The sequence below is a fragment of the Paraburkholderia sp. BGA-UO-ETr-F21 genome (genome assembly GCF_059567925.1).
Genome location: NZ_JCAQOY010000008.1, coordinates 205,368 through 228,484 on the forward strand (window position 1 = coordinate 205,368; position 23,117 = coordinate 228,484).

20 protein-coding genes are annotated in these 23,117 nt (G+C 63.7%); 9 read left to right on the forward strand and 11 right to left on the reverse strand.

Annotation, left to right across the window (positions count from 1 at the left end):
* Positions 1-165: 165 nt before the first annotated feature.
* Both AC57B1_RS07795 and AC57B1_RS07800 read right to left on the reverse strand, forming a co-directional pair.
* The gene (locus tag AC57B1_RS07795) at positions 166-816 is read right to left on the reverse strand and encodes a 2-hydroxychromene-2-carboxylate isomerase (protein WP_408300991.1); all 651 of its coding nucleotides are present in this window, start codon (positions 814-816) and stop codon (positions 166-168) included.
* A gap of 92 nt (positions 817-908) precedes the next feature.
* The gene (locus tag AC57B1_RS07800) at positions 909-2,429 is read right to left on the reverse strand and encodes a TAXI family TRAP transporter solute-binding subunit (protein ID WP_496417156.1); all 1,521 of its coding nucleotides are present in this window, start codon (positions 2,427-2,429) and stop codon (positions 909-911) included.
* Positions 2,430-3,013: 584 nt separating this feature from the next.
* Here AC57B1_RS07800 and AC57B1_RS07805 point away from each other — a divergent pair.
* Both AC57B1_RS07805 and AC57B1_RS07810 read left to right on the forward strand, forming a co-directional pair.
* Entirely contained in the window at positions 3,014-3,367 is a 354-nt protein-coding gene (locus AC57B1_RS07805; RefSeq protein WP_496417157.1) for a BON domain-containing protein, read from the forward strand.
* A gap of 250 nt (positions 3,368-3,617) precedes the next feature.
* A complete protein-coding gene (locus AC57B1_RS07810) occupies positions 3,618-3,866 on the forward strand; it encodes a hypothetical protein (RefSeq protein WP_091796617.1) in 249 nt (82 codons plus the stop codon).
* 80 nt (positions 3,867-3,946) lie between these two features.
* On the opposite strand, the gene AC57B1_RS07815 is transcribed toward AC57B1_RS07810, so the two are convergent.
* From AC57B1_RS07815 to AC57B1_RS07830, 4 genes are all read right to left on the reverse strand, one after another.
* Positions 3,947-4,735: a sulfite exporter TauE/SafE family protein gene (locus tag AC57B1_RS07815; RefSeq protein ID WP_091796616.1), complete on the reverse strand. Its 789-nt coding sequence runs from the start codon at positions 4,733-4,735 to the stop codon at positions 3,947-3,949.
* 356 nt (positions 4,736-5,091) lie between these two features.
* On the reverse strand, positions 5,092-5,751 hold the full coding sequence (locus AC57B1_RS07820) for a LysE family translocator (protein ID WP_496417158.1): 660 nt from the start codon (positions 5,749-5,751) through the stop codon (positions 5,092-5,094).
* 379 nt (positions 5,752-6,130) lie between these two features.
* A complete protein-coding gene (locus AC57B1_RS07825; protein WP_177205024.1) occupies positions 6,131-6,271 on the reverse strand; it encodes a hypothetical protein in 141 nt (46 codons plus the stop codon).
* Positions 6,272-6,354: 83 nt separating this feature from the next.
* Positions 6,355-7,332, reverse strand: coding sequence for a helix-turn-helix domain-containing protein (locus AC57B1_RS07830; protein ID WP_496417159.1), 978 nt, complete (start codon positions 7,330-7,332; stop codon positions 6,355-6,357).
* A gap of 251 nt (positions 7,333-7,583) precedes the next feature.
* Between AC57B1_RS07830 and AC57B1_RS07835 the strand changes: the two genes are divergently transcribed.
* Both AC57B1_RS07835 and AC57B1_RS07840 read left to right on the forward strand, forming a co-directional pair.
* Positions 7,584-8,360, forward strand: coding sequence for an SDR family NAD(P)-dependent oxidoreductase (locus AC57B1_RS07835; RefSeq protein ID WP_408185946.1), 777 nt, complete (start codon positions 7,584-7,586; stop codon positions 8,358-8,360).
* Between the two features lie 83 nt (positions 8,361-8,443).
* Complete coding sequence (locus AC57B1_RS07840; RefSeq protein WP_408344359.1) at positions 8,444-9,982, forward strand: amino acid permease; 1,539 nt, start codon at positions 8,444-8,446, stop codon at positions 9,980-9,982.
* A gap of 122 nt (positions 9,983-10,104) precedes the next feature.
* On the opposite strand, the gene AC57B1_RS07845 is transcribed toward AC57B1_RS07840, so the two are convergent.
* Positions 10,105-11,646, reverse strand: coding sequence for a glycoside hydrolase family protein (locus AC57B1_RS07845; protein WP_496417160.1), 1,542 nt, complete (start codon positions 11,644-11,646; stop codon positions 10,105-10,107).
* On the opposite strand from AC57B1_RS07845, the gene AC57B1_RS07850 reads away from it, so the two are divergent.
* The 3 genes from AC57B1_RS07850 (at position 11,621) to AC57B1_RS07860 (ending at position 13,997) form a co-directional block, all read left to right on the forward strand.
* Positions 11,621-12,073 carry a hypothetical protein gene (locus AC57B1_RS07850; RefSeq protein ID WP_496417161.1) on the forward strand — a complete coding sequence of 151 codons (453 nt, stop codon included), beginning with the start codon at positions 11,621-11,623 and terminating at the stop codon, positions 12,071-12,073. The genes AC57B1_RS07845 and AC57B1_RS07850 overlap by 26 nt on opposite strands.
* A gap of 8 nt (positions 12,074-12,081) precedes the next feature.
* Positions 12,082-12,432, forward strand: coding sequence for a hypothetical protein (locus AC57B1_RS07855; RefSeq protein WP_496417162.1), 351 nt, complete (start codon positions 12,082-12,084; stop codon positions 12,430-12,432).
* A gap of 479 nt (positions 12,433-12,911) precedes the next feature.
* Complete coding sequence (locus AC57B1_RS07860) at positions 12,912-13,997, forward strand: glycosyltransferase family 4 protein (RefSeq protein WP_408344371.1); 1,086 nt, start codon at positions 12,912-12,914, stop codon at positions 13,995-13,997.
* 27 nt (positions 13,998-14,024) lie between these two features.
* On the opposite strand, the gene AC57B1_RS07865 is transcribed toward AC57B1_RS07860, so the two are convergent.
* The 4 genes from AC57B1_RS07865 to AC57B1_RS07880 form a co-directional block, all read right to left on the reverse strand.
* A complete protein-coding gene (locus AC57B1_RS07865; RefSeq protein WP_496417163.1) occupies positions 14,025-16,415 on the reverse strand; it encodes a PIG-L family deacetylase in 2,391 nt (796 codons plus the stop codon).
* A 141-nt stretch (positions 16,416-16,556) separates the two neighbouring features.
* Positions 16,557-17,009 (reverse strand): GDP-mannose mannosyl hydrolase, encoded by a 453-nt coding sequence (locus AC57B1_RS07870; protein ID WP_496417164.1) that lies wholly within the window; start codon positions 17,007-17,009, stop codon positions 16,557-16,559.
* An 86-nt stretch (positions 17,010-17,095) separates the two neighbouring features.
* A complete protein-coding gene (locus tag AC57B1_RS07875; protein WP_408344380.1) occupies positions 17,096-17,245 on the reverse strand; it encodes a hypothetical protein in 150 nt (49 codons plus the stop codon).
* 126 nt (positions 17,246-17,371) lie between these two features.
* Complete coding sequence (locus tag AC57B1_RS07880) at positions 17,372-19,672, reverse strand: hypothetical protein (RefSeq protein ID WP_496417165.1); 2,301 nt, start codon at positions 19,670-19,672, stop codon at positions 17,372-17,374.
* An 804-nt stretch (positions 19,673-20,476) separates the two neighbouring features.
* Here AC57B1_RS07880 and AC57B1_RS07885 point away from each other — a divergent pair.
* The gene (locus AC57B1_RS07885; protein WP_091796606.1) at positions 20,477-21,469 is read left to right on the forward strand and encodes a helix-turn-helix domain-containing protein; all 993 of its coding nucleotides are present in this window, start codon (positions 20,477-20,479) and stop codon (positions 21,467-21,469) included.
* An 87-nt stretch (positions 21,470-21,556) separates the two neighbouring features.
* Positions 21,557-23,116 carry a mannose-1-phosphate guanylyltransferase/mannose-6-phosphate isomerase gene (locus AC57B1_RS07890; protein WP_496417166.1) on the forward strand — a complete coding sequence of 520 codons (1,560 nt, stop codon included), beginning with the start codon at positions 21,557-21,559 and terminating at the stop codon, positions 23,114-23,116.
* The last annotated feature ends 1 nt before the right edge of the window (position 23,117 follow it).

Sequence of the window (23,117 nt, forward strand, 5' to 3'; positions counted from 1 at the left end):
GGGGCGCCAACGCGCACGAAGCAAAGGTCATAACCTTAGGCCGGTTTGCGGTGTAGCGGCATAGCAGGCAAGGTATGGCCGGCATCAGCAGGGCTGTTTTACCGCGACGAACCGGCGAAAGCGCCGTGGGACGCGCCCCGCGCCCGCTTCAAGCTTACGTCTCGCCTACGTCTGCTGGTCCACGAGCCCCGAAGGCAGCGTACTGATGCGTTTGACTTCTTTCGATTCGAGCCAGTTCGGCGTGCGCGCGCAGTACAGCACCATGGGCAGCGCGTCTTCGCCCCAGAACAACTGATCGTTCAGACGGAAGGTCGGCACGCCGTAGACGCCCAGGCCGATCGCGTCCGCCGTGTTGCGCTGCAATTGCGCTTTCACTTCCGGGCTCTTGATGAGTTCCGGGCCGTCGGGCACACCGACGCGCTCGCACAGTTCCGCAAAGGCCACGTCGGTCGACGGATCGCGGCCCTCTCGCCAGATGAAGCGGAAAATCTCGCGCACGAAATTGACGTCGCCGTTCGCTGCGGTGGCGAGCAACAGCGGCTTTGTGGAATCGAACGGATGGGCGGGCGGCATCTTGTACGGAATGCCGAGCTGTTCCGCGCGAAACAGCGCGTGCCGGTACATGAAGGTGCGTTTGGAGGGCACGCCGTAAGCCGGCCGCTGTCCCCAGTGACGGTAGAGGTCGTTCAGCACGACCGGCGTGAAGACGAAGTCGAAGCCCGGCCATTTGTCGTGCTGCTCGAGCAACAGGTACGTGAACGGCGAGACAAAGTCGTAAAACCACAGCGGTTGTCTGGCGTCGATGCCAACGGTCATAAATGTCTCCCGGATTGCTGTTCCGAACGGCCCGTCTCGCGGACCGCCGAAATTGTAATGATCTTACGCGGAGCAGCCGCGGCTTGCATCCGTCAATATGGTTTCGCCGCGTCGTCGCTGGGCGTTTCGCCGATCTCGGCCGCTTCGTTCGCGGCGGATGGACCGGACGGATTGGGTGATGCGGACGCCGCGCCTGCTTCGCCAGCTTCCTGTGCTTTACCGCGCCCGTTATCGACGCCCGGCGCTTCATCCGCGGCGCCGTCGCGTTGCGCGTCGCGAGCCTGCGTGAGCCGTGCGCGCACGAAGCCGATGTGCTCGCGCAGCACGTAGAACTGATCCGCGTAGGCCAGCGGCATCTTCAGACCGTTGACGGATTCCTCGATCGCGTCGAGCCGTTCGAGCAGCGACGCGCGTTCGGTGGGCGAATGGTCGCTGAGGGCGCTGCGCTCGATCGCGATCAGCGCGCCGTACCAGCGGTAAATTCGCGATTTCACCCGCCATGCATACAACGACGGCACGAGACGCAAGGCCGGCACCAGCAACACGATCAGCGGCACCACGACCACCAGCAGCCGGTCGGCGAGACTCGCGAGCCAGAACGGCAGGATCCGGTAGAGGAAGCTCTTGCCCGACTTGTAGTAGCGGGCGGCGTCGTCGCTGATGGGGAAGTCGTGCGCGAGCGGCGCGGGAAACTCGCCGGCGCGCTGCAGGATGTTCGCCTTGCCGTGCACCTCGCGCGCGGCTTCGATCAGCAGATCGGATAGCGCGGGGTGCAGCGAGTCGCGCGCTACCAGTTCGACGGTCGGCGCCACCATATGAATTGGCGCGGACGGCAGGTTCTTGCCGAGGTCGAACGCGCCCATCGGCATCGTGAGTTGTGTCAGATAGGGGAAGCGGCGCGTGTAGGCGTCGGCCTGCGAAAAATCGTAGAACTGCACGTTCGGCGTGCGGTAGAGCTTGCCCATCACCGCCGGTTGCGCCGAATCGCCGGCGAGGAACGCCGCGTCGACCTTGCCGGAGACGAGGGCGTCGGCGGCGTCGTCTCCGGAGAGCGGCAGCAGTTTGGTTGCGCCGCCCGGCACGATGCCGTTGGCCTTGAGCAGCGCCAGCGCCAGCTCGCGCGTGCCGCTGCCCTCGGCGCCGACCGCGAGCCGCTCGCCCTTGAACTCGGAGAGACGCGTGATAGTCGGGCCGTGATAGAAGATCGCCAGCGGCACATAGGCCACGCTGCCGAGCGACATCAGGCCGTTGGACGCGGAGCCGGGCGCGACGCCGTCCTGCACGAAGCCGACATCCACGTTCGAGCTCGGGTCCGACAGGCGCTTGAGATTCTGCAGCGAGCCCTCCGAGGACAGCACATTCAGCGTGATGCGGTTGCGCGCCAGAATTTCCTTGTACTTCTGGGCGGCATTCCAGAAGGTGCTGCCTTCCGGACCGGCGCTGATCGTCAACGTGCTGGGCGGCGCGGGCTGAATCAGACGCACGGCGACCCAGATCGCGACGGCGGCGATCAGCAGGATCGGTCCGAACGAGACGGCGAGATCGCGCCAGGAGATCGCGACGAATCGGGCGACGAGACGGGGAGGGCTTTTGCGGCCGGTGGCTGGCTTCATCGGATGACGTGACGGCTACGGTCGAAAGTGAACAGGGGCGGCGCTCTGCGGCGCGCGAACCGGGGTGAAGCGCTCACGCCGCGCCACGGCGGCTGCCGCGAATGGCGCGCGAGCCACGCGGCAGCGCGCGTCGCGCCGATGGTACCTGAGATTCGCCGCACGGCGGCACGCATGGCCGCTGCGCTCACCGACAAAGCCGTAACAAATCGTGAACGGCGTGTGACACCAGTGCGGGCGACGCGATTCAGCCCTCGCGTATGACTAAACCCTTTGCGCTTCTGGCCCGGCTAGATTAAATTGTGCATCGCTGCCGTGAACAGACGTTTGCGCAGCGCGACCCGGCAAGACACACAAGAACTGGGCGCGCTCGCGGACTTCACGGCTTGCCGGTCTGTCGTACCGCATTGCATGCCTGTCATCGCATGCGGCAATGTCAGCCAGCCTCTTCGCCTCTCGCACACCGTGTTGCAGCCATAGTCGGCCGTCGCTGGGCCGCGCCTTGTCGCGCGTCCAGCGTGGCTGCCGGAAGTCGTACGAAGCCGCTTGTATATGCGGTCCAATGTGAAGCTAAGGAGAAGAAAAGTATGAAATCGGTCGGTTTTCTGAAAACGCTGGGCTCGGTGGTGGCAATGGTAGTCGCGTGCAATGTGTACGCTCAGGCAAGCGACGCAACGGCAACGGGCACGACCGCCGCGCCGACTGCCAGCGCCAAGTCGACCAAGAAGGCGAACAGCCAGCTGGGCCGCAAGGTGCGTAGCGCGCTCGCCAAGGCGCAAGGTATCGACGTGTCGAACATCGCCGTGCGCGCTCGTGGCGGCGCGGTGACGCTGACGGGCTCGGTGCCTGACCAAGGCCAGATCAACGCTGCCGGCGAAGTCGCCAAGGGCGTCGCTGGCGTGACGTCGGTGTCGAACAAGCTGAACGTCCAGCAGCAGTAAGCAGGCTGTCGCATCAGGCGAGGGCGGCGCCAAGCCGCCTTGCGCCATCGTGATGCAGTTGTGCACCAAGGTTCCGGCAAAAAAACCGGAGCCTTTTTTATTTTAATTTGGCGATTTTTGAAGCGGTGATGATGGGTCCGGGCAGTCGCAAGCAGCACGGCGGAACCGCCGCTGTGCGACTGTGCGCTGTGACACATTGCTGACGCGACCCGAAGCGTACTGTGATGCGTAGGGAACCGGAGTCAACGCCATGGAAACCTCGCTTTTGCGCTATACCGATCTGCCCATCAGCGATCGGGCGGCCTTCGAACTGGTGTGCGCGCGGCACGGTTTTGCACCGGCGCATTTCGACATCAGCGCCTGCGCGGATCCGAGCGATGCCGCGCACGAGCGCCTCGTCACCATCCGGCGCGGCGGCTGGGCGCAGTCTTATCACGACCGTCAAGGTCAATGGGTCCGGCAGTTCGAGGCCGATCTGACCTGCCGGTTCTTCAAATAGCAGCCGCCAGCTTGAGTCGACCCTGAGCCTGAGCGGCAAGGCGTGGCTTGGCAATACGCGGCGCCGGCCTGCGCGCCCGTTCAGGCCAGCACGAGGCGCACGCCGACCAGCGTGAGCGTGGCGGCGAGCAGGTTGCGCAGCAGCGCGTCCGGCGCGCGTGAGGACAGAAAGCTGCCGATTGCGATGCCCGGCAGCGAGCCCACCAGCAGCGACAGCAGCATCGACCAGTCGATCGAGCCCAGCAACCAATGGCCGGCGCCCGCCAGCAGGGTGAGCGGCACCGCATGCGCGATGTCGGAGCCCACGATGCGCGTGGTCGGCAGAAGCGGATAGAGCAACAACAACACCGTCACGCCGATCGCGCCCGCACCCACCGACGTCAGCGACACCAGCACTCCGAGCACCGCGCCGGTCAGGATGGTCAGCGCGAGCGTGCGTCCCTGACGCGGCGCGCGTTGCCGGCGCGCGCCGAGCGCCGCGAGTTGCGGACGAAACACGAGCGCCACCGCCGTCACCAGCAACGCCGCGCCGAGCACGATCTGGATCAGCCGGCTCGCACCAGGCGTATCCATGCCAAAACGATGCAGCAGAATCAGCGTGATCGTGGCGGCCGGCACGCTGCCGGCGGCGAGGCGCAGGGTGATCTGCCAGTCCACGGTGCCCTTCAGGCCGTGCACGAGCGTACCGGTCGCCTTGGTGGCCGCCGCGTACAGCAGGTCGGTGCCGACGGCCGTGGCCGGATGCACGTTGAACAGCAGGACGAGAATAGGGGTCATCAGCGAGCCGCCGCCGACGCCCGTCAGTCCGACCAGAAAGCCCACGAACAGGCCGGAGACGGAGTACAGCAGATCGATGTGGGGAAGAGCCATTGAGCGGACCGCTGACGGTCGGGTGGGTTGGACGGATCAGGCCGCAAGGCCGGTGCGCCTGCCTTCGACAGTCGGTGAAGGGCGGCGGGAAGGCCGCCGCGGCGCGGCGAAAGCCGCTATTGTCGCAAAACTGCCGCGTTCGCGTACGAAACGGTGTGCTGCGCTGCCCGCATACGGTCGATCAGCGCAAGGACTTCGGGGCGGTTTTCACGTGACCTGGCTGGCGGCGCCCAAGCTTTGCCGGTTCTTTGCCGGTTGCGCTGCGGGCGATTGCCGGCGAGGCGGTCGTGGCGTTGCGCGGGCGCTCGTGAGACTGAAAGCGCAACTTCGGCCAGCCCCAAGGTCGCGACGCGCCCTCAAAGCGCCCGGCGAATCTCCACGACGCCGAACGCCGCCAGCGTGAAGCCCACAATCCGGTCGATGGCGACGCGCATTTTGCTGCCGATCGCATGGCGCGCGAGCGACACCACGGTCACGAGGAAACACCACCATGCAATCGAGCCGCAGAACACGCCACCCACGGTGGTCAGCGCAATGCTCGATGAAAACGCGCCGCGCGGGGCGAGTGTTGTGAACAGCGCGGCGAACATGATGACCGTCTGCGGATTGGTCAGCGTGAGCAGCAACGAACTCGCATACGCGCGCAGCGCGCCGGCGCGGCCCACCTGAGCGAGCTTGCCGTTGCTGCCTGACGCGCCGTTTGCGGTGCTGTCCGCTGCGTCGGCCGGGGCTTTCTGCAGCAACGTACGCACGCCCAGATACAGCAGGAACAACCCGGCCAGCAGATGCAAGGGGCGGTCATACGCCAGCATGAACTGCGAGATGCTGACGAGGCCGAGCGCCGCGATCAGCCCGTAGGCCGCGTCGCCGGTCGCGATGCCGAAGCCGATCGCGAGCCCCGCGCGCGGACCGCCGGTCAGCGTGCGGCGAATGCACAGCATGCCCATCGGGCCGACCGGCGCGGCAATGGCGAGCCCAACGCCCGCGGCGGTGAAGAAGAGACTGGTGGTGGACATGGCTATCCTGGATCGATTGTTCTGTTTCGTGTTGCGATTCGTGTGTCGCTGACACGCGTGGTATCGGCGAGCCCTTCAGCATAGCCAGACCGGAAACGCCGGGCAAGTCCGCGCATGAGGAGCGTGCTCGATCGAGTCGCGCAGGCTCGCATTTCTATAGCGTTGCTGATGAGCCCGGAAATAAGAGCGTGATATGTGGGAAACGCCGCGCCATGAACGAAGCAGGCGTAGCGACACCCGGAGCTATGGCGTTGGTAGTGCGGATGAGGATGGCCGTCGGGACGCTCAGGCCGAAGATGCGGGATGGGGCGCTGCAGGAAATGCGCTTTGGATGAATGCCCGCCTCGATGCGGCGGGCGTGCTCAATCGGTCTTGCCTTTTAATGCTTCTTCGCGGTGGCCGAGGCGCTTGGTGCTACGCGGATCGGCGGCGCGCCCGATGGCGAAGTGGCGGGCTGCGGTTTCTTCGCCTGCTTCGGTTTCTTGACTTCGCGGTTACTACGCATTTGACCTTTTGCCATGATGGACTCCCAATTGGCGGTTTTTGCTCCGCATAGGAGCAGTAGGCAAGTGTGCGCCACTTTTGTCCGCGCAGGGAAACAATCTAAACGGCCCGGCTCCTTCTCCAGGTCTCGGACGGCAACTCGCCGAACTGCCCGCGATACTCGCTGGAGAAATTCCCGAAATGCCAGAACCCCCACCGCGTGGCGACCTCCGTCACTGAAGCGGAGCCGCGCAATTCACGGCGCACGTGATCGAGCCGGACGGCGCGCATATAAGCGGAAGGGTTGACGCCGAGCGTATCTTCGAACGCATATTGCAACGTACGCCGACTGGCGCGAAACCGCGCGCACAACTCCGCCACGGAAAGCGGACACTGCGGCGATTCCTCGATCAGCTCACGAACCCCACGCACCAGTTGCCAGTTGCGCGCAGTGCGAGCCTCGACGTTCCCGTGCGGATCGGCATCGCGCAGGTCCTGCAAAACATTGGCAAGACCGAATATCACCGACTTTTCGAACGCCGCGGCGACTGCGGCGTCGTCGAGCAAAGTGGGGGTGGCCGCGACGGCGTCAAGCAACTGCTTCAGCACCTCGCGAAAGCCCTGCAGTCTCGCGGGATCGACGTTCAATACGCCGGGTCTCGAGCCGAGCAGCAGGGTTATTTCGTGGAGTTGCGAGCGCAACAGCGGGTCGCCGATCGCGCCCGGCTCGATTTCGAGGTTCACCACCACATGCTTGTCGGGCGACAGAAATTCGAAACCGCCATCGCCGGAAAACACGTGCAAGCCGTCGCGATGACTCGTCTGTCCACACAACAACGCATGGCCTTCGAGTTGAAACGGAATGCCCACCGCGACCCTGGATGCCGCTACCTGGCCGCGCTGATAGACCGTGCGGTTCAGGCGCTCGACCAGCACGCGAACGCCGCCCGCGTGGCATGAACTCACCGAGCCGTCGAAGGCGCCGCGTGAGATCTGGCAGTAGCTCTGGTTCCATGCGTCGAGCAACATGGCCTGCTCGTCAATGTTGCGGCAACAACGAATCTCGACCGCGCCGCTCGTCTGATTGACCGCCTGCATAGCTTCTCCCGATTCTGATGGCGCTCCCCGAAAGCCTCGTGCCGACCAGTGTATGCGAAAAAAAAGCCCTGCCGTAGGGTTGGCGCGCAGCGTCTTTGCTTACCTTCTGCGCGGCTGGAAGCCTTCGTAATGCATTTGTCAGGAGGCGGAATTTTTACGGGATTTTTATCTTTTTGCCAATTTTGGATAGTCGCCACTTTTTGCCGCCCCTACTTTGTGCATCACGCAATGCACAGGAAAGGGAGTGACGTATGAGCAGATCGGCAGGCAGGCTGGAAGGCAAGATCGCAATCGTGTCGGGCGGCGCGACGGGCGCGGGCGGCGCGGCCTCGTTGCTGTTCGCGCAGGAAGGCGCGCAGGTCGCCGTCGTCGATATCAATACGGATGCCGGTGAGGAAGTGGTGACGCGGATTCGCGCGGCAGGCGGCAGCGCCGAGCTGTTTGCCGCCGACGTGTCGAAGCGCGCGGCGGTCGATGCGGCCGTGGCCGGCATCATGGCGCGCTTCGGACGTATCGACGTGCTGTTCAATCACGCCGGCAGCATTGTCGTGAAGCCGTTCGTCGATACCACCGACGAAGACTACGACTGGCTCATGAACGTCAACGTGAAAAGCATGTTCATGATGACGCGGGCCGTGCTGCCGCACATGCTCGCTGCGGGCGGCGGCTCGATCGTCTGCACGGCGTCGATCTCGTCGGTGGCGGCGACGCCGCTCGAAGTGCTCTATTGCACCACCAAAGGCGCATGCGCGATGTTTGCGCGTGCCATCGCCGTCGAGTATCGCGACCGGGGCATTCGCTGCAATGCCGTGTGCCCTGGTTTCATCGACACGCCGCATGGGCGCCGCGAAATCAGCGCGCTCGCCAAGTACGGCTTCGATGCGAGCGAAGCCGCCTTGTCGGTGCAGCAGGGCCGCCTGTGCGCGCCGGAGGAAGTGGCGCGCGCCGCGCTCTTTCTCGCGAGCGACGACGCGAGTTTCGTCAACGGCGCACACCTGTACGTCGATAACTGTTTCACGGCCGCGTGAGCCGCTTTGCCTGGCGCGGCCACGCCGTTGAACCGGCTCGCCGGTTGGCCGCTTCGTCATAACCCTGTTCAAAGGATCGCGTCATGGACATCAACACGGCCTTGCCGTCGGCGGAATCCGCCGACAACGACGTCAAGCTGTTGCACAAGATGGGTTACGCGCAGGAACTGTCCCGGCGCATGGGGGCGTTCTCGAACTTCGCGGTGTCGTTCTCGCTGATCTGCATTCTGTCGGGCGGCATCACGTCGTTTCAGATGGGCCTGTCGGCGGCGGGCGGAGCGTCGATCGGACTCGGCTGGCCGCTCGGCTCGCTGTTCGCGCTGGTGGTGGCCGCGGCGATGGCGCAGATCGCCTCGTCGTATCCCACTGCGGGCGGCCTCTATCACTGGAGTTCGATTCTCGGCGGCAAAACGTGGGGCTGGCTGACCGCGTGGCTGAATCTGCTCGGCCTCGTGTTCGTGGTCGCCGCGATCAACTTCGGCACCTATGATCCGTTCTTCCGCACGCTGATCGCGCCGATGTTCGGCGTTAAGCCCGAGTCGCTCGGCTGGTGGCAGCAGACGCTGTTTCTGACCGTAATCACCGCGTCGCAAGCATTCCTCAATCATCGCGGCATTCGTATCACGAGCAGGATCACCGACCTGTCGGGCTATCTGATCTTCGTGGTGACGATCCTGCTGGTCGGGGCGTTGCTGGTGTATTCGCCGGTCAAGATCGATCTGTCGCGGCTCTACACGTTCACCAACTTTACGGGTGTGGACGGCGGCGCGTGGCCGAAGCAGACCATGGCGATGGCGTTTCTCTCCGGCCTTCTGCTGACCGCTTATACGATTACCGGCTTCGACGCATCGGCGCATACCTCGGAGGAGACGCATCAGGCGGCGCGCAATGTGCCGCGCGGTATCGTCGGTTCGGTGTTCTGGTCCACGACCTTCGGCTACGTGATGGTGTGCGCGTTCGTGCTGGTCATGCCGGATATCGGCGCGGCCGTGAAGCAGGGCACGGGTTTCTTCGAAGCGATTCTCGCGCCGATTCCGGGGCCGTTGCGCATCGTCATCGAACTGCTGATGTTCTTCATCAACTACGTGTGCGGTCTTGCTGCAGTGACCTCCACGTCGCGCATGATGTTCGCATTTGCTCGCGACGGCGGCCTGCCCGCATCGAAGTGGCTGCGTAAAGTGAATGCCGCGCATCGCACGCCGGGCGCCGCCATCTGGACCTCGGCGGTGCTGGCGATCGTCGTCACGCTCTATGGCGACGCTTTCACGGTGCTGAGCGCCGGTAGCGCGGTGTTCCTGTTCATCTCGTACGCCATGCCGATCGCGGCGGGCATTTTCGCCGAAGGCCGTACGTGGAACGAGAAAGGCCCGTTCCAGTTGGGCATGCTGTCGAAGCCGTTCGCGGTGGCGGCGGTGATCGGCGCGCTGGTGCTCGCGTATGTCGGCATGCAGCCGCCGAATCAGAAAGTGGTCTACGTGATTGCCGGTTTGCTCGCGGTGCTGCTGACGATCTGGTATGGCGCGGGCGTGCGCAAGAGCTTCGCCGGGCCGCCGATCGGCAAGGTGTCCACGGAACGCGAAAGCGAATTGCGCGGTATGGAGGGGCAGTTGGGAGAGAGTTGAAGCACTGCACTTGCGATGCAGGTTTTGAACGCCCAAAAAAATAACGTCAGCCGGCCCGTGAGCCGGCTGACGTTTTTCATGTCGGCCGCAGTACCCGAATCCGGGTACTTTGAACGCGCGGCTTACATGCCGACGTATCCGACCGGCGTCGTCGCATTGGCCTTGGCGACCGACGCGTTGTTCGACACCACATACACCGGCGATTCGGTCAGGTTGAGCGTCAGCACACCGTTGCTGTAGTTCGCATTGGTCGCGTTGCCCATCATGTCGATCACCTTGACCGTGCCGCTCGTGCCCGGTTGATCGACGTTGAGGCTGTACGCGACGCTATAAGTCGAGCTGAAGCCCGCGCTCGCGCTCCACACGTTGTTGTTGTGCGCCCACAGAGCGGTAATCACCGCGCCGTTGCCCACCTGCTGGAACGCGTACGCGTAGACGCCGGTCGGCGTGCCGTTGACCGGGCCCAGCGTCGTGGTGCCGTCGAGCGTGTGCGTCATCGCGCTGATCGCCATCGCCACCGGTTTCGGGCTGATGTTGGTCGCGCCGAATGCGCCCTGCGCGTCGCTCAGGTCGAAGAAGGTGCCGTAGCCCACTTCATCCGGATAGTCCGCGCCGTAGAACACGTAGGTCTGATCCGCGCCTTCGCCGAGCGTGATGATGTGCATGCGCGCGGCGACCGCCGCTTGCGCGTACAGCACGTTGGCGCTCGGATAGTTCGGACCGTACGACGAGCCGAGGTCGTAGCTGATGCCCGCTTCCGTCGAGAACAGATGCATGCCCGTACGGTAGTCGGTGGCCATTTCAGCGCGCAGGTTTCGCATCTGGCCGCGCAACGAACCGTCGGCGGTGGACGGGTCGCTGTCGTAGCGCTCAGGCGGATGCGACGGCGACGTGCCCGCGTCGTAGTAGCCGTGGGTGGCGACGGCGTCGATGTATTGACCGAAGCCGAGCGGCGCGAGGCGTTTCAGGTGCGAAGTGGTCAGGCTCGGGAAAGCATCGGCCGGGCCCATCACCATCGCGTGCGGATCGGTCGAATGAATGCCCTGATAGACGGCCTTGTACAGCGCGACGAAGTTGGCGTCGGTATCCGTCCACATCTGGTTCGGTTCCCACGTCACCTGATAGTAGTTTGCCGACTGGGTCGGGAAGTACGCGGCGCGAATCGCGTTCGATTCGGTGCCGACGCGGCTCATGTAGCTCTGGTAGTACGACGTATCGGTCGGCAGCGTGGTGTCGTCCTGGAAGGCGCCGGTGCTGCTCGCCCAGGCCGGAATGCCGTCGAGGCGGATCAGCCGCATCACGTTGCCGCTCTTGTAGAACGGATCGAGATTGTCGGCCGACGGGTTGAAGGTGTTCGGGCCGTTCGGCTCCATGGTCGAGAGCTGACGGTCGTCGATGGTCGACGAAATGCCCAGCGCGGCCAGCAGCGGGCCGTTGTCGTTCGCGCCCTGCATGCCGAAGCGATGCTGCTCCTGGCGCGCATACGTGACGGCCGGCACGACGCCGGACAGGTTCGGCGTCACGCCGAACGTCGCGATGCCGACCGGACGTGTGCCGGCCTGCGGCAACTGGCCGCCGTTCTTGGCCAGCGTGCCCGTTGCCGCGAAATAACCGGCGAGCGTCGACGTGCAATTGAACGTGATGGTCTTCGCACCGCTCGCCACGGCGGTGGTGCCGCTCGCGGCGACGCGGCCGAGCGTGTCGGTGACGGCCCAGTTCAGCGTGTCCGCGCTCGGTGCATTGGTGTTGAAGGCGATCTGGAACGTGCTGCCGGAGGCGAAGATGCGCGTGCCGTCGGCACTGGGCGTATCCGCCGCAATCGTCGCGCTGCCCGAACCCGCGGATGTGGTCGGCGAGGCGCAGGTCATGGCCGCGGTGCCGCCCGTGGCGTTCAGCGCAGCGGTGCCGGTGCTGGCGTTGCCAGCGGCGGACGTGGTGGCCGCGCTGGCCGGGCTGCTGGTGCCACTGCTGCCGTTGGACTGGGATGCCGCGTTGCTGACGGTGCCGTTACTGCCACCGCCGCCGCCGCATGCGGCGAGTGCGAGGGACAGTGTCGAGAGTAGGAGTAGTTGCGATTTCATCAATCTGTAAGCAATGCGTTGGCTGATCATTCGTCCGGCTCCTCGCGCAAAGCGCGTCAGGAGGTGGAGCGAACATCGGGGTTCATTTGCAAGCCAGCCGATGACCGAGGCTTCGACACTGGCGTCCTGGATGCGCAGCATTTCCGGCTGCGCGAAGGTGATGCCTTCCCGGGTTGTCGGCCTCGAACGCATTTCTCTGCAGAGAAACGCTTGTCGCGCGAAACCGGGCCGCTGACGCGAGCGGCTTTGGCGGAATCGGGCGACCTGAGAACGTACGACGAACCGGCCAGCGTGTTGAGGAACAGCGCGATTCAGATCGCAGTACTTGAGTTCACGGCGCTAGCCGATGAACTTTTTACTGTTCCGTAAGCTAGAAATGCTCAATTTGGGAAGAATCGACCGCAACAATACGCATTAGTGTGCTTAAAAGAAGTAACGAGTCGTTACGTATGATCATTAATGCAGTACTAATTACATTGATCGAATGAAAAAGATCTGTCAGGTAAGACCAGTCTTTTTCCGCCACTGTGAATTGGGGTCGTAATTATTTGAAATGGATGCCTAACTATCCGGCAGCGTCAATCGACTGAGAAATGGGCGCTAGCGCTCATGGCTCAGCCGAAAAAGTCTTGGGCTTGGCGTAATAGTGCTGGGTCTTGGGTGTAAGGTTTCCTCGCGACATGGAGTTCGCGGCGGAACTGTCGCTGTTTTACGGAGACATTGATGCGCTCCGCAAAAAGGAGCGCGCCATACACGAAGATGGGTGCCGACGTTATTTGGGGTCTGCAATAACGGGGGCGGCATCCCGTCCGCTGCGCAAAAAGGCAGTTAAGGCTGAGAGATCAATCGTGAGGATTCTTCAACTGGTTCATGCACCGCGATTGTCCGGGGCAGAAGTACTCGTAAAAGGGCTGGCCATTCACCATCAGCGCGGTGGCCATGAAGTCTGCATGACATCGCTGCTTCCGCAGCAGGACGACTTCGCCGACATTCACGCCGAGCTTCAGGCGGCGGGCGTGACCTGTCTGTTTCCCGATGTGCGCTACGGCAGGGTAGGCAAGCTGCTGTACCTGTATCGCGTGGTGCGGCGCTTTCGCCCCGACTTCATCGTGGCTCACGCAACGCTTGCCGCACTGTATGTGCGTCTTCTGCCGGTGAATACGCCGATTGCCTGGGTCATGCATTCCGGCGTCAACGACTTCGAAAACGGCGCGCTCAAACGGGCCGAGCGCCTGCTCTCGCGACGGGCGCGGGCGATCATCGGCGTGTCGCAGCAGAACATCGACGATTACCTCCGCGAGATCGGCCGCCATCCGTCCATGGTCGTGATTCCGAACGGCGTGGATGCCCAGCTGTTCGCCGAGGCCAGCGACGCGGGCGCGCCGGATATCGACGCGCACCCGAAGCAGATCGTCCAGCTTGGCCGGTATATCGAAGGCAAGAGCCAGCTCGACACGATCCGCGCGTTCGAACGCGTGCTGCAATCGGAACCGGATGCGCGCCTCTTGCTGTGTGGGGTCGTCGAAGACCTCGACTATCACCGTGCGGTCCTGTCGCTCGTCCGTCAGCTGGGTCTGGAAAGCAAGGTGACGGTGAACGGACCGCGTTCCGACGTGGCCGCGCTGCTGCGCGCCTCGCGTGTCTTCGCGATGCCGTCGCGTTTCGAAGCGCAGAGCATCGGTTTTCTCGAGGCGCTTGCCTCGGGTATTCCTGTCGTGGCGAGCCGGATTCCGTCTTTTGGCTTTGCGAGCGCATTTGCCGGCGTCAACCTCGTCGATACGACCGACCCGCAAGCCTACGGCGGCGCATTGCTGAGCGCGCTCGGCACACCGCGCGCGAACCGGCAACTAGCCGGCTACACGCTGCACGACACGGCGGATCGTTACATGACGATCGCGCGGAAGTTCGTTCAACCGCTCCAGGTTTCGGCCTGACGCCAATCGGACCGGCCGGCTCGCGTGCTATTGCGCGAGCCGGTCGATCCGCACTGTCTCCGAGAAAAGCCCCGGCAGGTTGCCGAATTCCTGAGCTTCGCCCAGCGCGAGTCCGTTTCCTGATGGATAGCGCGACAACGCCGGCGCTCCGCCGGTGAAATAGAAATCGCCGAGGGTGGCGTCGGTCCGGCGAAACAGCACGAGTGCAGCCCCCTGCTTGTCGCGCGCGAAAGCCGGAAAGACATCGGACCACGACATATCGTGCAATGTCGCCGCCCGCACCGGCGAACTCGTCGCGCCGCTCACGTCGAGCGTGGCGACATCGATCATGGCTTCCTCACTCGTTTCGTCGAGATGCGGCGTCAGCAGGATCAGCGTGTTGCTGTCGCGGCCACGCACGGCGCCCATTGTCACTTTCACGAAGCCGGGGACGAAACTCGCCGGCAAGACGTTGCGCTCGCCGACGCTCAAGCGCGCACCTTCATTGGCGATGGAAGTGAGCGCGAGGCGTCCGTTTGCCCCGTCCACCGCGATCAGCGAGGCGCGCGCGCCGGCTGTCTCGCGCACCAGCAGATTGACGTTCTGCGGCAGGTTTCTGGCCTGTGCCCAGAGCGCGGGCGCTGACGCCACCGAGGCTCCTGCTCCTTGCGCCGACGCGACCCACAGATCAAGCCCGCTGTCGGCCCGTTTTTGCGCGATCAGCACGCTGGCCCGCCCCGATGAGGTGAAGTCTCCAGCCACATATTGCTGCGTCAGTTCAGGTCTAAACGCATTGCTGGTTTGCAGCCAGAGGCGCGGCGCCTCGAAGTGGTCGCCAGCACTGCGAAGCAACCAGAAGGCGGTGCCGCCCTGGCGCGCCGCGACGATCATCAGATCCGCCTTGCCGTCGCCGTCGAAATCGCCGAGCAGAAAGCGCACGCTATCGAAGCACAGTTTGTCGCCAGCGCAACTTGCCGCGGTGGCACGCGGATCGAACGGGACGACGCTCGCGTACCACAGCGCGGGCGGCGACACCTTGGCGAGCGAGGCGGCATACACGTTGAATCCTGGGCCGTCGTGTTGCCGCTGGACATACACTGCGGACTGCTCGCCCGAGCCGGCGACGTCGCCCGCCATCACGGTGGCGAGCCGCAGATCGTTCGCCTGCGTGTGTTGTGTGGTGGCCCAACGATAGCGCGTGGTGAGCGCGGTGCAGCCGCGCATGGTCAGCTTGCCGTCGTTTTCGCCGAGGCAATGCCGCATTGGCGTATAGACGAGGCCGAAATCCCACGGCGTCCAGCGCTGCGCCACGTCCCACTGATCGCAGGTCTCCGCGATCAGATAGCCGTCGCGTTCGGCGATGCATTGCGAAGTCGCGACGCTCACGAGCGCGGCGTTGCGCGTATTGCCCGGATAGACGCTCAACGGATCCCAGCGCCATTGCTGGACCGGCGAGTCCGTGCACGCCGCGAGCGTTGGCGCACGGCCGGGCCCAGCCGAGCTCAGACAGCGGCTGGCCGCCGCGTTGAAGAGCTGAATCGGATGCGACACGAAGTCCGGCACGCGGCGATCGGTACGGTCGGCAAAGGCATAGCGGCGCGAAATCCAGTTGCCGTCCCACTGAAATTCACCGAATACATGCGACGACTCGCTGCCGTCGATCGAAAAATAGCTGGCGACGATGTCGCGCTTGCGCTGCACTTCGGCGGCCGGCAGATTGCCCGGCCAACTGCCGGTCGGATAGGTGACGTGATAGACGATCGGCACGCCTTTGCCGAGCGTCTGGGCGACGTGGCGAGTAATGCGCGCGGAGAGGATGTGATCGGGATGCTCGATGAACGGCACGGTATCCGGGTTGAGCGTATAGATCAGCGTGGCCGGCGCGAGTATCGCTTTCAATGTGGCCGACAAGGCATCGCGATCGTACTTCACGCGCGCGGAGCCGTCCGCGTTCATCGGATAAGTCGAGAGCGTGGCGTGTTGTTCCCACAGCAGGCCGAGCGGCACACGGCCGCCGCGCACGGCGCCGCCGGGCAGGCGCAGCTCCAGCAGGCGCACTTGCGGCCTCGCCTTCAGCAGCATCTGATGCACGAGCTTGCCGGCGATCGTCACGTTGGACTCGAGCCACTCGTCGGGCACGCCTGCCATGCGCGCATAGGCGAGCCGTGAAGCCCGTTCGCGGGTTTGAACGTAAGCGAAGTCCGCGCCATTGGCTCCGCCGATCAGATGGACGGTGGTGATGCACCATCCCGCATCGAGACGCTCGCTGATGGCGGGATCCACGAATAGCAGATCGTCGTCGAGGTGCGCGACCACGGTGACCAGCGTGCCGGCGCCACATTCGGCCGCGCGTGCGGAGGCTGTTAGGCAGGTGAAGAAGAGCAGCGCGAGACACGCAATGATGGAATCGCGAACGAGCCGGGTTGCCGATGATCGCATAGTGATTCGAGCCCTGACGGTGAGCTCGAATCATACTGTAGCGGCTCTGGCGGCCACGTTGCCGAACTCACAGTCAGCGGCAGAATGCGGCCCGGCACGGAATCGTGCCCGCGCGTCTGCTTGCGCGTCTGCTCGCGCGCGTTAGCGGAAATAGGCTTTGGTGTTGTCGTGGACGTCCGCGCGCGCGAGCAGTTCCGTCGGCGTAAGCCACGCATATTCGCTGTGCTGCTCGGGCCGTCCGAGGGGCGCCGTGCCCGCGAGCGTCAGCGCATAGGCGAGCACGATGTAGTGAGTCGATACGTCCGGCTCGCCCGCGAAGTTGTCGCTGTAGTGATGTTCGAACACGCCTTCGAAGCGCGCCGTCGAGCGCGCCAGATTCGCTATGCCGAGCTCGGCGTCGGCGATGCGCGCGAATGCCGCGTCGAGTGTTTCGTCTTTGTGAATGCGGCCGCCGGGAACGAACCAGGTGCCACGGGCCGGGCGATTGCGGCGGCGGCCGATCAGCACGCGCCCTTTGGCATCGCTGACGATCAGATCGAATGCGACCAGCGGTGTGAGACGGACTACGTCCAGAAAATCGATCTCGGTCAGCATGTCATTTCCCCCGGTTTTTTTTGCGCCGCTCGAACGTGCCCGATCGGCGTGATCCCAAAGCGGTATCGAGCGTTCGTCACGATTCGCTAGTAGTCGCGATGATGGTCATCGTTCCGTGTGAGCTGGCGCGACACGCTCGCCAGAAAAAGAGCGAGCAGAATCGCGCCGACCGTCGCGAAGAGAAACGCACCGATCATTGCGGCCAGTATCAGCATCGTCCATGCAAGGCCGCTCATATATCCGCTCCGGCGTTCGGCTCCAGCGTGCTGATAGGCATGCTAACGTGCCCCCGTCTGCATGCTATGTGCGCCAGTCGCCGCAGAGCCTGTCACATCACGCCGAAGTATCGTCACATCGCGCCGCTAGCGCGCCACGTAACCCTCGGGTGTCGTCACCGCTTCCTTGAAGACGTCGGCGTTGCCGGAGACGACATAAACGGGTGCGGGCGAGAGTTTCAGGCTCGCCACGCCGTCGCGATAGGGCAACGCCGTCGCGTTGCCCATCATGTCGAACACCGTCACTTCGCCCGTAGTGCCCGGCGCATCGACCCGCAGCCGATAGTCCACGCTCCGGCTCGCGTCGAAACCGGTTTTCGCGCTCCATGCGTCGTTGTCATGCGTCCACAGCGCGGTCACGATCTTGCCGCCGCCGAGCCGGCGGAACGCGTACGCGTAGACGCCCTTGGGCACGCCCTTGAGCGGGCCGAGCGTCACAGTGCCGTCGATGATGCGCGTCATCGCCGCCACCGCGAGCGCCGCGGGCTTCGGGCTGATGCGAGTCGGACCATAAGCGCCGGTCGGATGATCGAGTTCGAAGAAAATGCCGTAGCCCGGCGCGGCGTCCGGCATGTCCGCCAGATAGAACACGTAGGTCATGTCGGCGCCTTCGCCTAGCAGGATCAGATGCGTGCGCGCCGTTACCGCCGCCTGGGCATACAACACGTTCGCGCCGGGATAGTTCTTGCCATACGATTGGCCGATGTCGTAGCTGATGCCTGTTTCGGTGACGAACAAAGGCGCGCCAGGTTTCAGGTATTGACGCATCTCGTGGCGCAGCGCCCGCATTGCAGCGGGCAGCGCGCCCGGCACCGTGCCCTGATTGCCGGTGTCCGCAACCCGTTCGGGTGGATGCGAGGGTGTCGTGCCGATGTCGTAATAACCGTGAATCGTCATGCCATCCATATAGCGGCCGATTCCAAGCGGACCGAGTTTGCGCATCCACGTGACATTGCCCTGCACCGAGGAATAGGTCAGCCCCATCACCACCGCATGCGGATCCGTCTGATGGATCCCTTCCCAGACCGCCTTGTACATGGCGACGAAATTCGCGTCGGTGTCGCGCCACGGCAGACCGCCGTCGGCGTCCGGCTCCCATGTCACCTGATAGTAGTTGTCGCGCTGTTTGGGAAAGTAAGTCGTGCGAACGCGATTCGATTCGGCGCCGACTTTGGCCATGTAGTCCTTCATCTGCGCAAGCGAAGTCGGCACATAGCTGTGCGTCTCTTTGCCGGTCGGACTCGCCCATTGGGGAATCCCGTCGAGCTGGATCAATCGCAAGAGGTCGCCGCGCCGGAAGAATGGTGTGAGCTGTTTGGCCGCGGGGTCGAATGTGCCGGTTTTTTTCGGCTCTTCCATATACCAGTTGCGATTGTCGTTGACCCACGTCAGACCGAGCGCGGTGTAGACCGGCCGGTAACCGTCGCCGTCGCAGCAGTGCTGGCCGGGTGCGAGATAGGCGGCGCCCTGCCCGCCGAAACGGTGCAGATCTTCATACGGAAAACGGACGGCGGGTAACGCCGCGGAGGGATCGGGCAACACGCCGAATGTCGCGATGCCCGCGGGACGTGTGCCGCGCGATTCGAGCTGGCCATGCGCACGCTCCAGTGACGCGGATACCGCGAAGTAGCCCGCGACGCTGGAAGCGCAACTGAGCGTGGACAGGGTCGCGCCGGCCGCAACGGGGAAGCGTCCACTGGCGCGCACGACATTCCACGCGTCGCGTATTTGCCAGTTGAGCGTGTCGTTTTGCTTCGGGCGTGAGGTGAAAACCAGCGCGAATGGTTTGGCCACGGCGAACAGGCGTGTGCCGTCGCTGGGCGTGTCGGCTTCGAGCACATCGCCGTTCGCGGCCGTGGGCACCTGTGACGAAGGCGCCGAGCAACGCAAGCCCTGGCCGGGCGGCGCCTTCAGATCGGAAGGGGCGGCGGATTGCGCCGCGGCGCTCGATGCCATGTCGTTATTGACGGCGGGCTTCGTGGCAGGCGCGAGGGTGCTGCCCACTGCGGCGGGCGCCATTGCACAGCGCTTCTCGACACCGGGCGCCGGATCGCCGAATACGCCGTTGTTGCATTCGGCGCTATTCGAGAACGTCTTGACGACATGCTGTTGCGGCGTGCCATACAGCACGTCGCGCGTGCCACTGAACCGACAGGTACCGTATTCGGCCGCGCACGGTGTCCACTTTCTGCCGTCCGCGGAGAACTCGGCATTGCTCACACCATTCGCTTGCGGTGCAGCCTCTGCCGCCGCGCATCGAACCGTTGAAACGCCGAGCAAGATGAAGGCCGCCGCCGAGGCGACCATGCTGATGCGCAGTCCTCTACGCAAGGCGGACAAGCCGCCGGCGCGCTTTCGCAGCGCGCGCTGTTCGCGTACATTCGACATATGTTCCCCGTGTCGTTCGCTGTACTACCCCCGGACGACAAACGCGTCGCCCATTTGCTAGTTCGCCAGGTCAGACCCGCCTTGTGGCACCTCTTCAGGCAATGTGTTGCGGAAACCGCATAGTGTATTTCCGCAAACCCCTGGCGGAAAAGACCCGTTTCTCATTCGACAGATTCCGCCACTGGCCCGTCTATTGCCGCTCGGTCTAAAGTTGTCTTATTCCGGTGTTTCACGTTTGAAACATTAATCGCCAGCTTTATATTCATGCGATCCAATTACAACGAATTAAATAATTTTGTCCCGCCTTCAAGTGCTTATATTGGTTGTTCGTTTTACTTATTGCCACTCCGAAGATTTATCGTCAGAAGATAGCCGGTCTGGCGTTCCCGCAGAGCAGGTGCCGGTATAGCGAAGCCAGCTGCGCTCATTCTGACGTTCCGGCGGGGAAAAGTCACTTCAAATCGGTTTGGCGCTGGGTAGTTCGATTGGTAAGTCGGCCTTTTTCGAGTAGTCGCCGTGTGTGCGGTGCCGAACGAAATCGCGGTTTTATTTGCATTAACATTCGCAGAATGCCAATTCATTCATATGTGGAATCGGCAATTAATTCGTTGAAAAGACAGCGGTAGCGGGGTTGTTCCGAAAATCCCTGGGTGGTCACCCTGTCAATACGCCAACATGTACGCGCTTTCGGTCATGGCGGCTAAATGCTTGATTGCCGGTGACTATGATGCGCCGCACAGAGGAGGCCTCTCTGTGACCGCCCGAGAGTGAAAAGTAGATCCGTTTTCTGGTGAGAGGATGACTATGACCTGCGCGAGTCTCGAGTCTGCAATGCTGCGCTGGGTGCACGCTCCGAACAAGGGTATGCGTCGCATCGCGATACTGATGTTCAACGACTGCTCGCTGCAGGGAGCAGGGGTTGTTGCCGAGGTGTTCCAGGCCGCGAATGAAATGGCTTCGTCCGGTTCGGGCGGCTGGTTATACGACGTTTCGTTCCTGTCGGCCGACGGCGGCATGGTGACTTCGTCGTCCGCGCTGCGGGTCTGGACAGACGGACTCGACGCGCGGCATTACGGCGGTTTCGATGCGTTGTACGTGGCGGGCGGTAAAGGCGCATTCGCCGCCGCAAGCGACGAGCGGCTGATTGCCTGGCTGCGCCGCGTGCGCCGCAACACCGGCATGATCCGGCCGATCGCGGAAGGCCGGGCGCTGCTCGACGCCGCGTACGTGCCTGAGAACAAAGACAGCAAGGACAGCGCCGACCTGAATGGACAGTCCGCGCAGGCGCGCCAGCCTGAACAGGGTGCCGACGCGGGCGATCGCCTCGAATCGATGAGAAGCGCGCTCGCCATGATCAAGCGCGATCTGGGCAGCGCTACAGCGCGCACGGTTGCCGAGCGCCTGCTGGCCGATTCGTGCTCGAATCTCGCGCCGCTGCTAGGTGAAGACGGCGGACTGAGCCCTGGCGACAAGGTGCGCGCGGCCGCTCGCTGGCTTCAGGAGAATTGCCAGCAGGCGATTTCGATTGCCGACGCCGCGCAGTTCGCCGCGATGAGCGAGCGCAACTTTCTGCGCCGCTTCAAGATGGAAATGGGTATTACGCCCTCGAGTTTTCTGTTGCACGAGCGTCTGGCGGTGACCTGCAGCCTGTTGACCGAGTCCGAATTGCCGGTCGACAAGATCGCGCGGCGCACCGGCATGGGCAATGGCGACCGTCTGGCGAAGGTGTTCCGCAAGCGGATGAGAATTTCGCCAACCGAGTTTCGGATTCAAAGCCGCCGACTGGTCGGCGAATAGCGCGACGGGGCCAGCCGGGGGCCGTGTGGCAATACGGCAGCCGGTCAGAATTTCCGCCGATCTTTGAGAATTATAAGGAATGCGAATATGTTGACTCAGGGAGTTGTGAGCGCCGTGTCGGTCGAACCTAACGGTGCGGGTGCCGCAGTGGCGCACGGGCGTTGCGCGCGCATCGTCCCGGTCATTCTGGCGGGCGGTTCAGGCACGCGGCTTTGGCCGGTATCGCGCGAGAACTTTCCGAAGCAACTGATCGACGTAGTCGGTTCCGACTCGCTGCTGCAAGCCACCGCGCGACGCATGGACGGGTTTCCCGCGGGCTGGCAAGTGGAAGCGTCGCCGATCATCGTGTGCGGTGAAGAACATCGCTTCGTGATCGCCGAACAACTTCATGAAAACGGCGTCGACGCTCGTCTTATTGTCGAGCCGGCGCGACGCGATACGGCCCCCGCGCTGACGCTGGCGGCGTCGCTCGCGTGCGCGGACAGTGGCGACGCAATTCTCGTCGTCATGCCGGCGGATCACTCGATCGCCGACGTGCCCGCGTTGCAGGCTGCGCTCGAACTGGCCGCGCGCTACGCGGAACAGGGTTCGATCGCGACGCTGGGCGTGCCGCCCACGCGCCCCGACACTGGTTTCGGTTATATCCGCATCGGTGCGGAGTTGGCAGGCGGCGGCCATGCGATCGACGGTTTCGTCGAAAAGCCGGCAGAAGAACTCGCGGCGAAGTACGTCGCGGCGGGCATGTATTGGTGGAACAGCGGCATCTTCATTGTCCGGGCGAGCGTGTGGCTCGATACGTTGAAGCGTTTGCAACCCGAAATGCACGCGGCCTGTGAACGCGCATTCACCGGCGGGCACCAGGATGGCGCGTATTTCCGGCCGTTGGTCGACGCGTTCCTCAGTGCGCCCGCGAATTCGATCGACTACGCAGTGATGGAGCGCCTGACCGAGACGGCCGAACCGGACTCGACGGACGGTGCGGCCGCAAACGCGCCGGCGCAACCGGCCGGCGTCGTGGTCGGATTGAATGCCGGCTGGTCGGACCTGGGTTCCTGGGACGCCGTGTGGGCCGCAATGGAAAAGGACGCCAACGGTAACGCCGGACGCGGCCGCGTGACGTTCGAAGGGGCGGTATCGAGCTACGCGCATTCGGAAGGGCGCCTCGTTGCCTGCGTGGGCACCACTAACGTCGTCGTGGTCGAGACCGCCGACGCGGTGCTGGTGGTCGACCGCTCGCACGTGCAGGACGTGAAGGGGCTGGTGTCGCGCATCAAGGCGCAGCACGCGCCGGAGGCCGACGCGCATCGCAAGGTGCGCCGCCCTTGGGGTTTCTACGATTCGATCGACCATGGCGAGCGTTTCCAGGTCAAGCGCATCGTCGTCACGCCCGGTGCGCAACTGTCGTTGCAATTGCATCACCACCGCGCCGAACACTGGGTCGTCGTGCGTGGCACGGCGCTCGTCACGCGCGGTGAAGAGCAGTTCCTGTTGAGTGAGAACGAATCGACCTACATTCCGCTCGGCACCCGCCACCGGCTCGAAAACCCGGGAAAGGTGCCGCTCGAAATCATTGAAATCCAGTCAGGCACCTATCTCGGTGAGGACGACATTGTGAGGTTCAACGACAACTACGGCCGCTGCTCCTAAA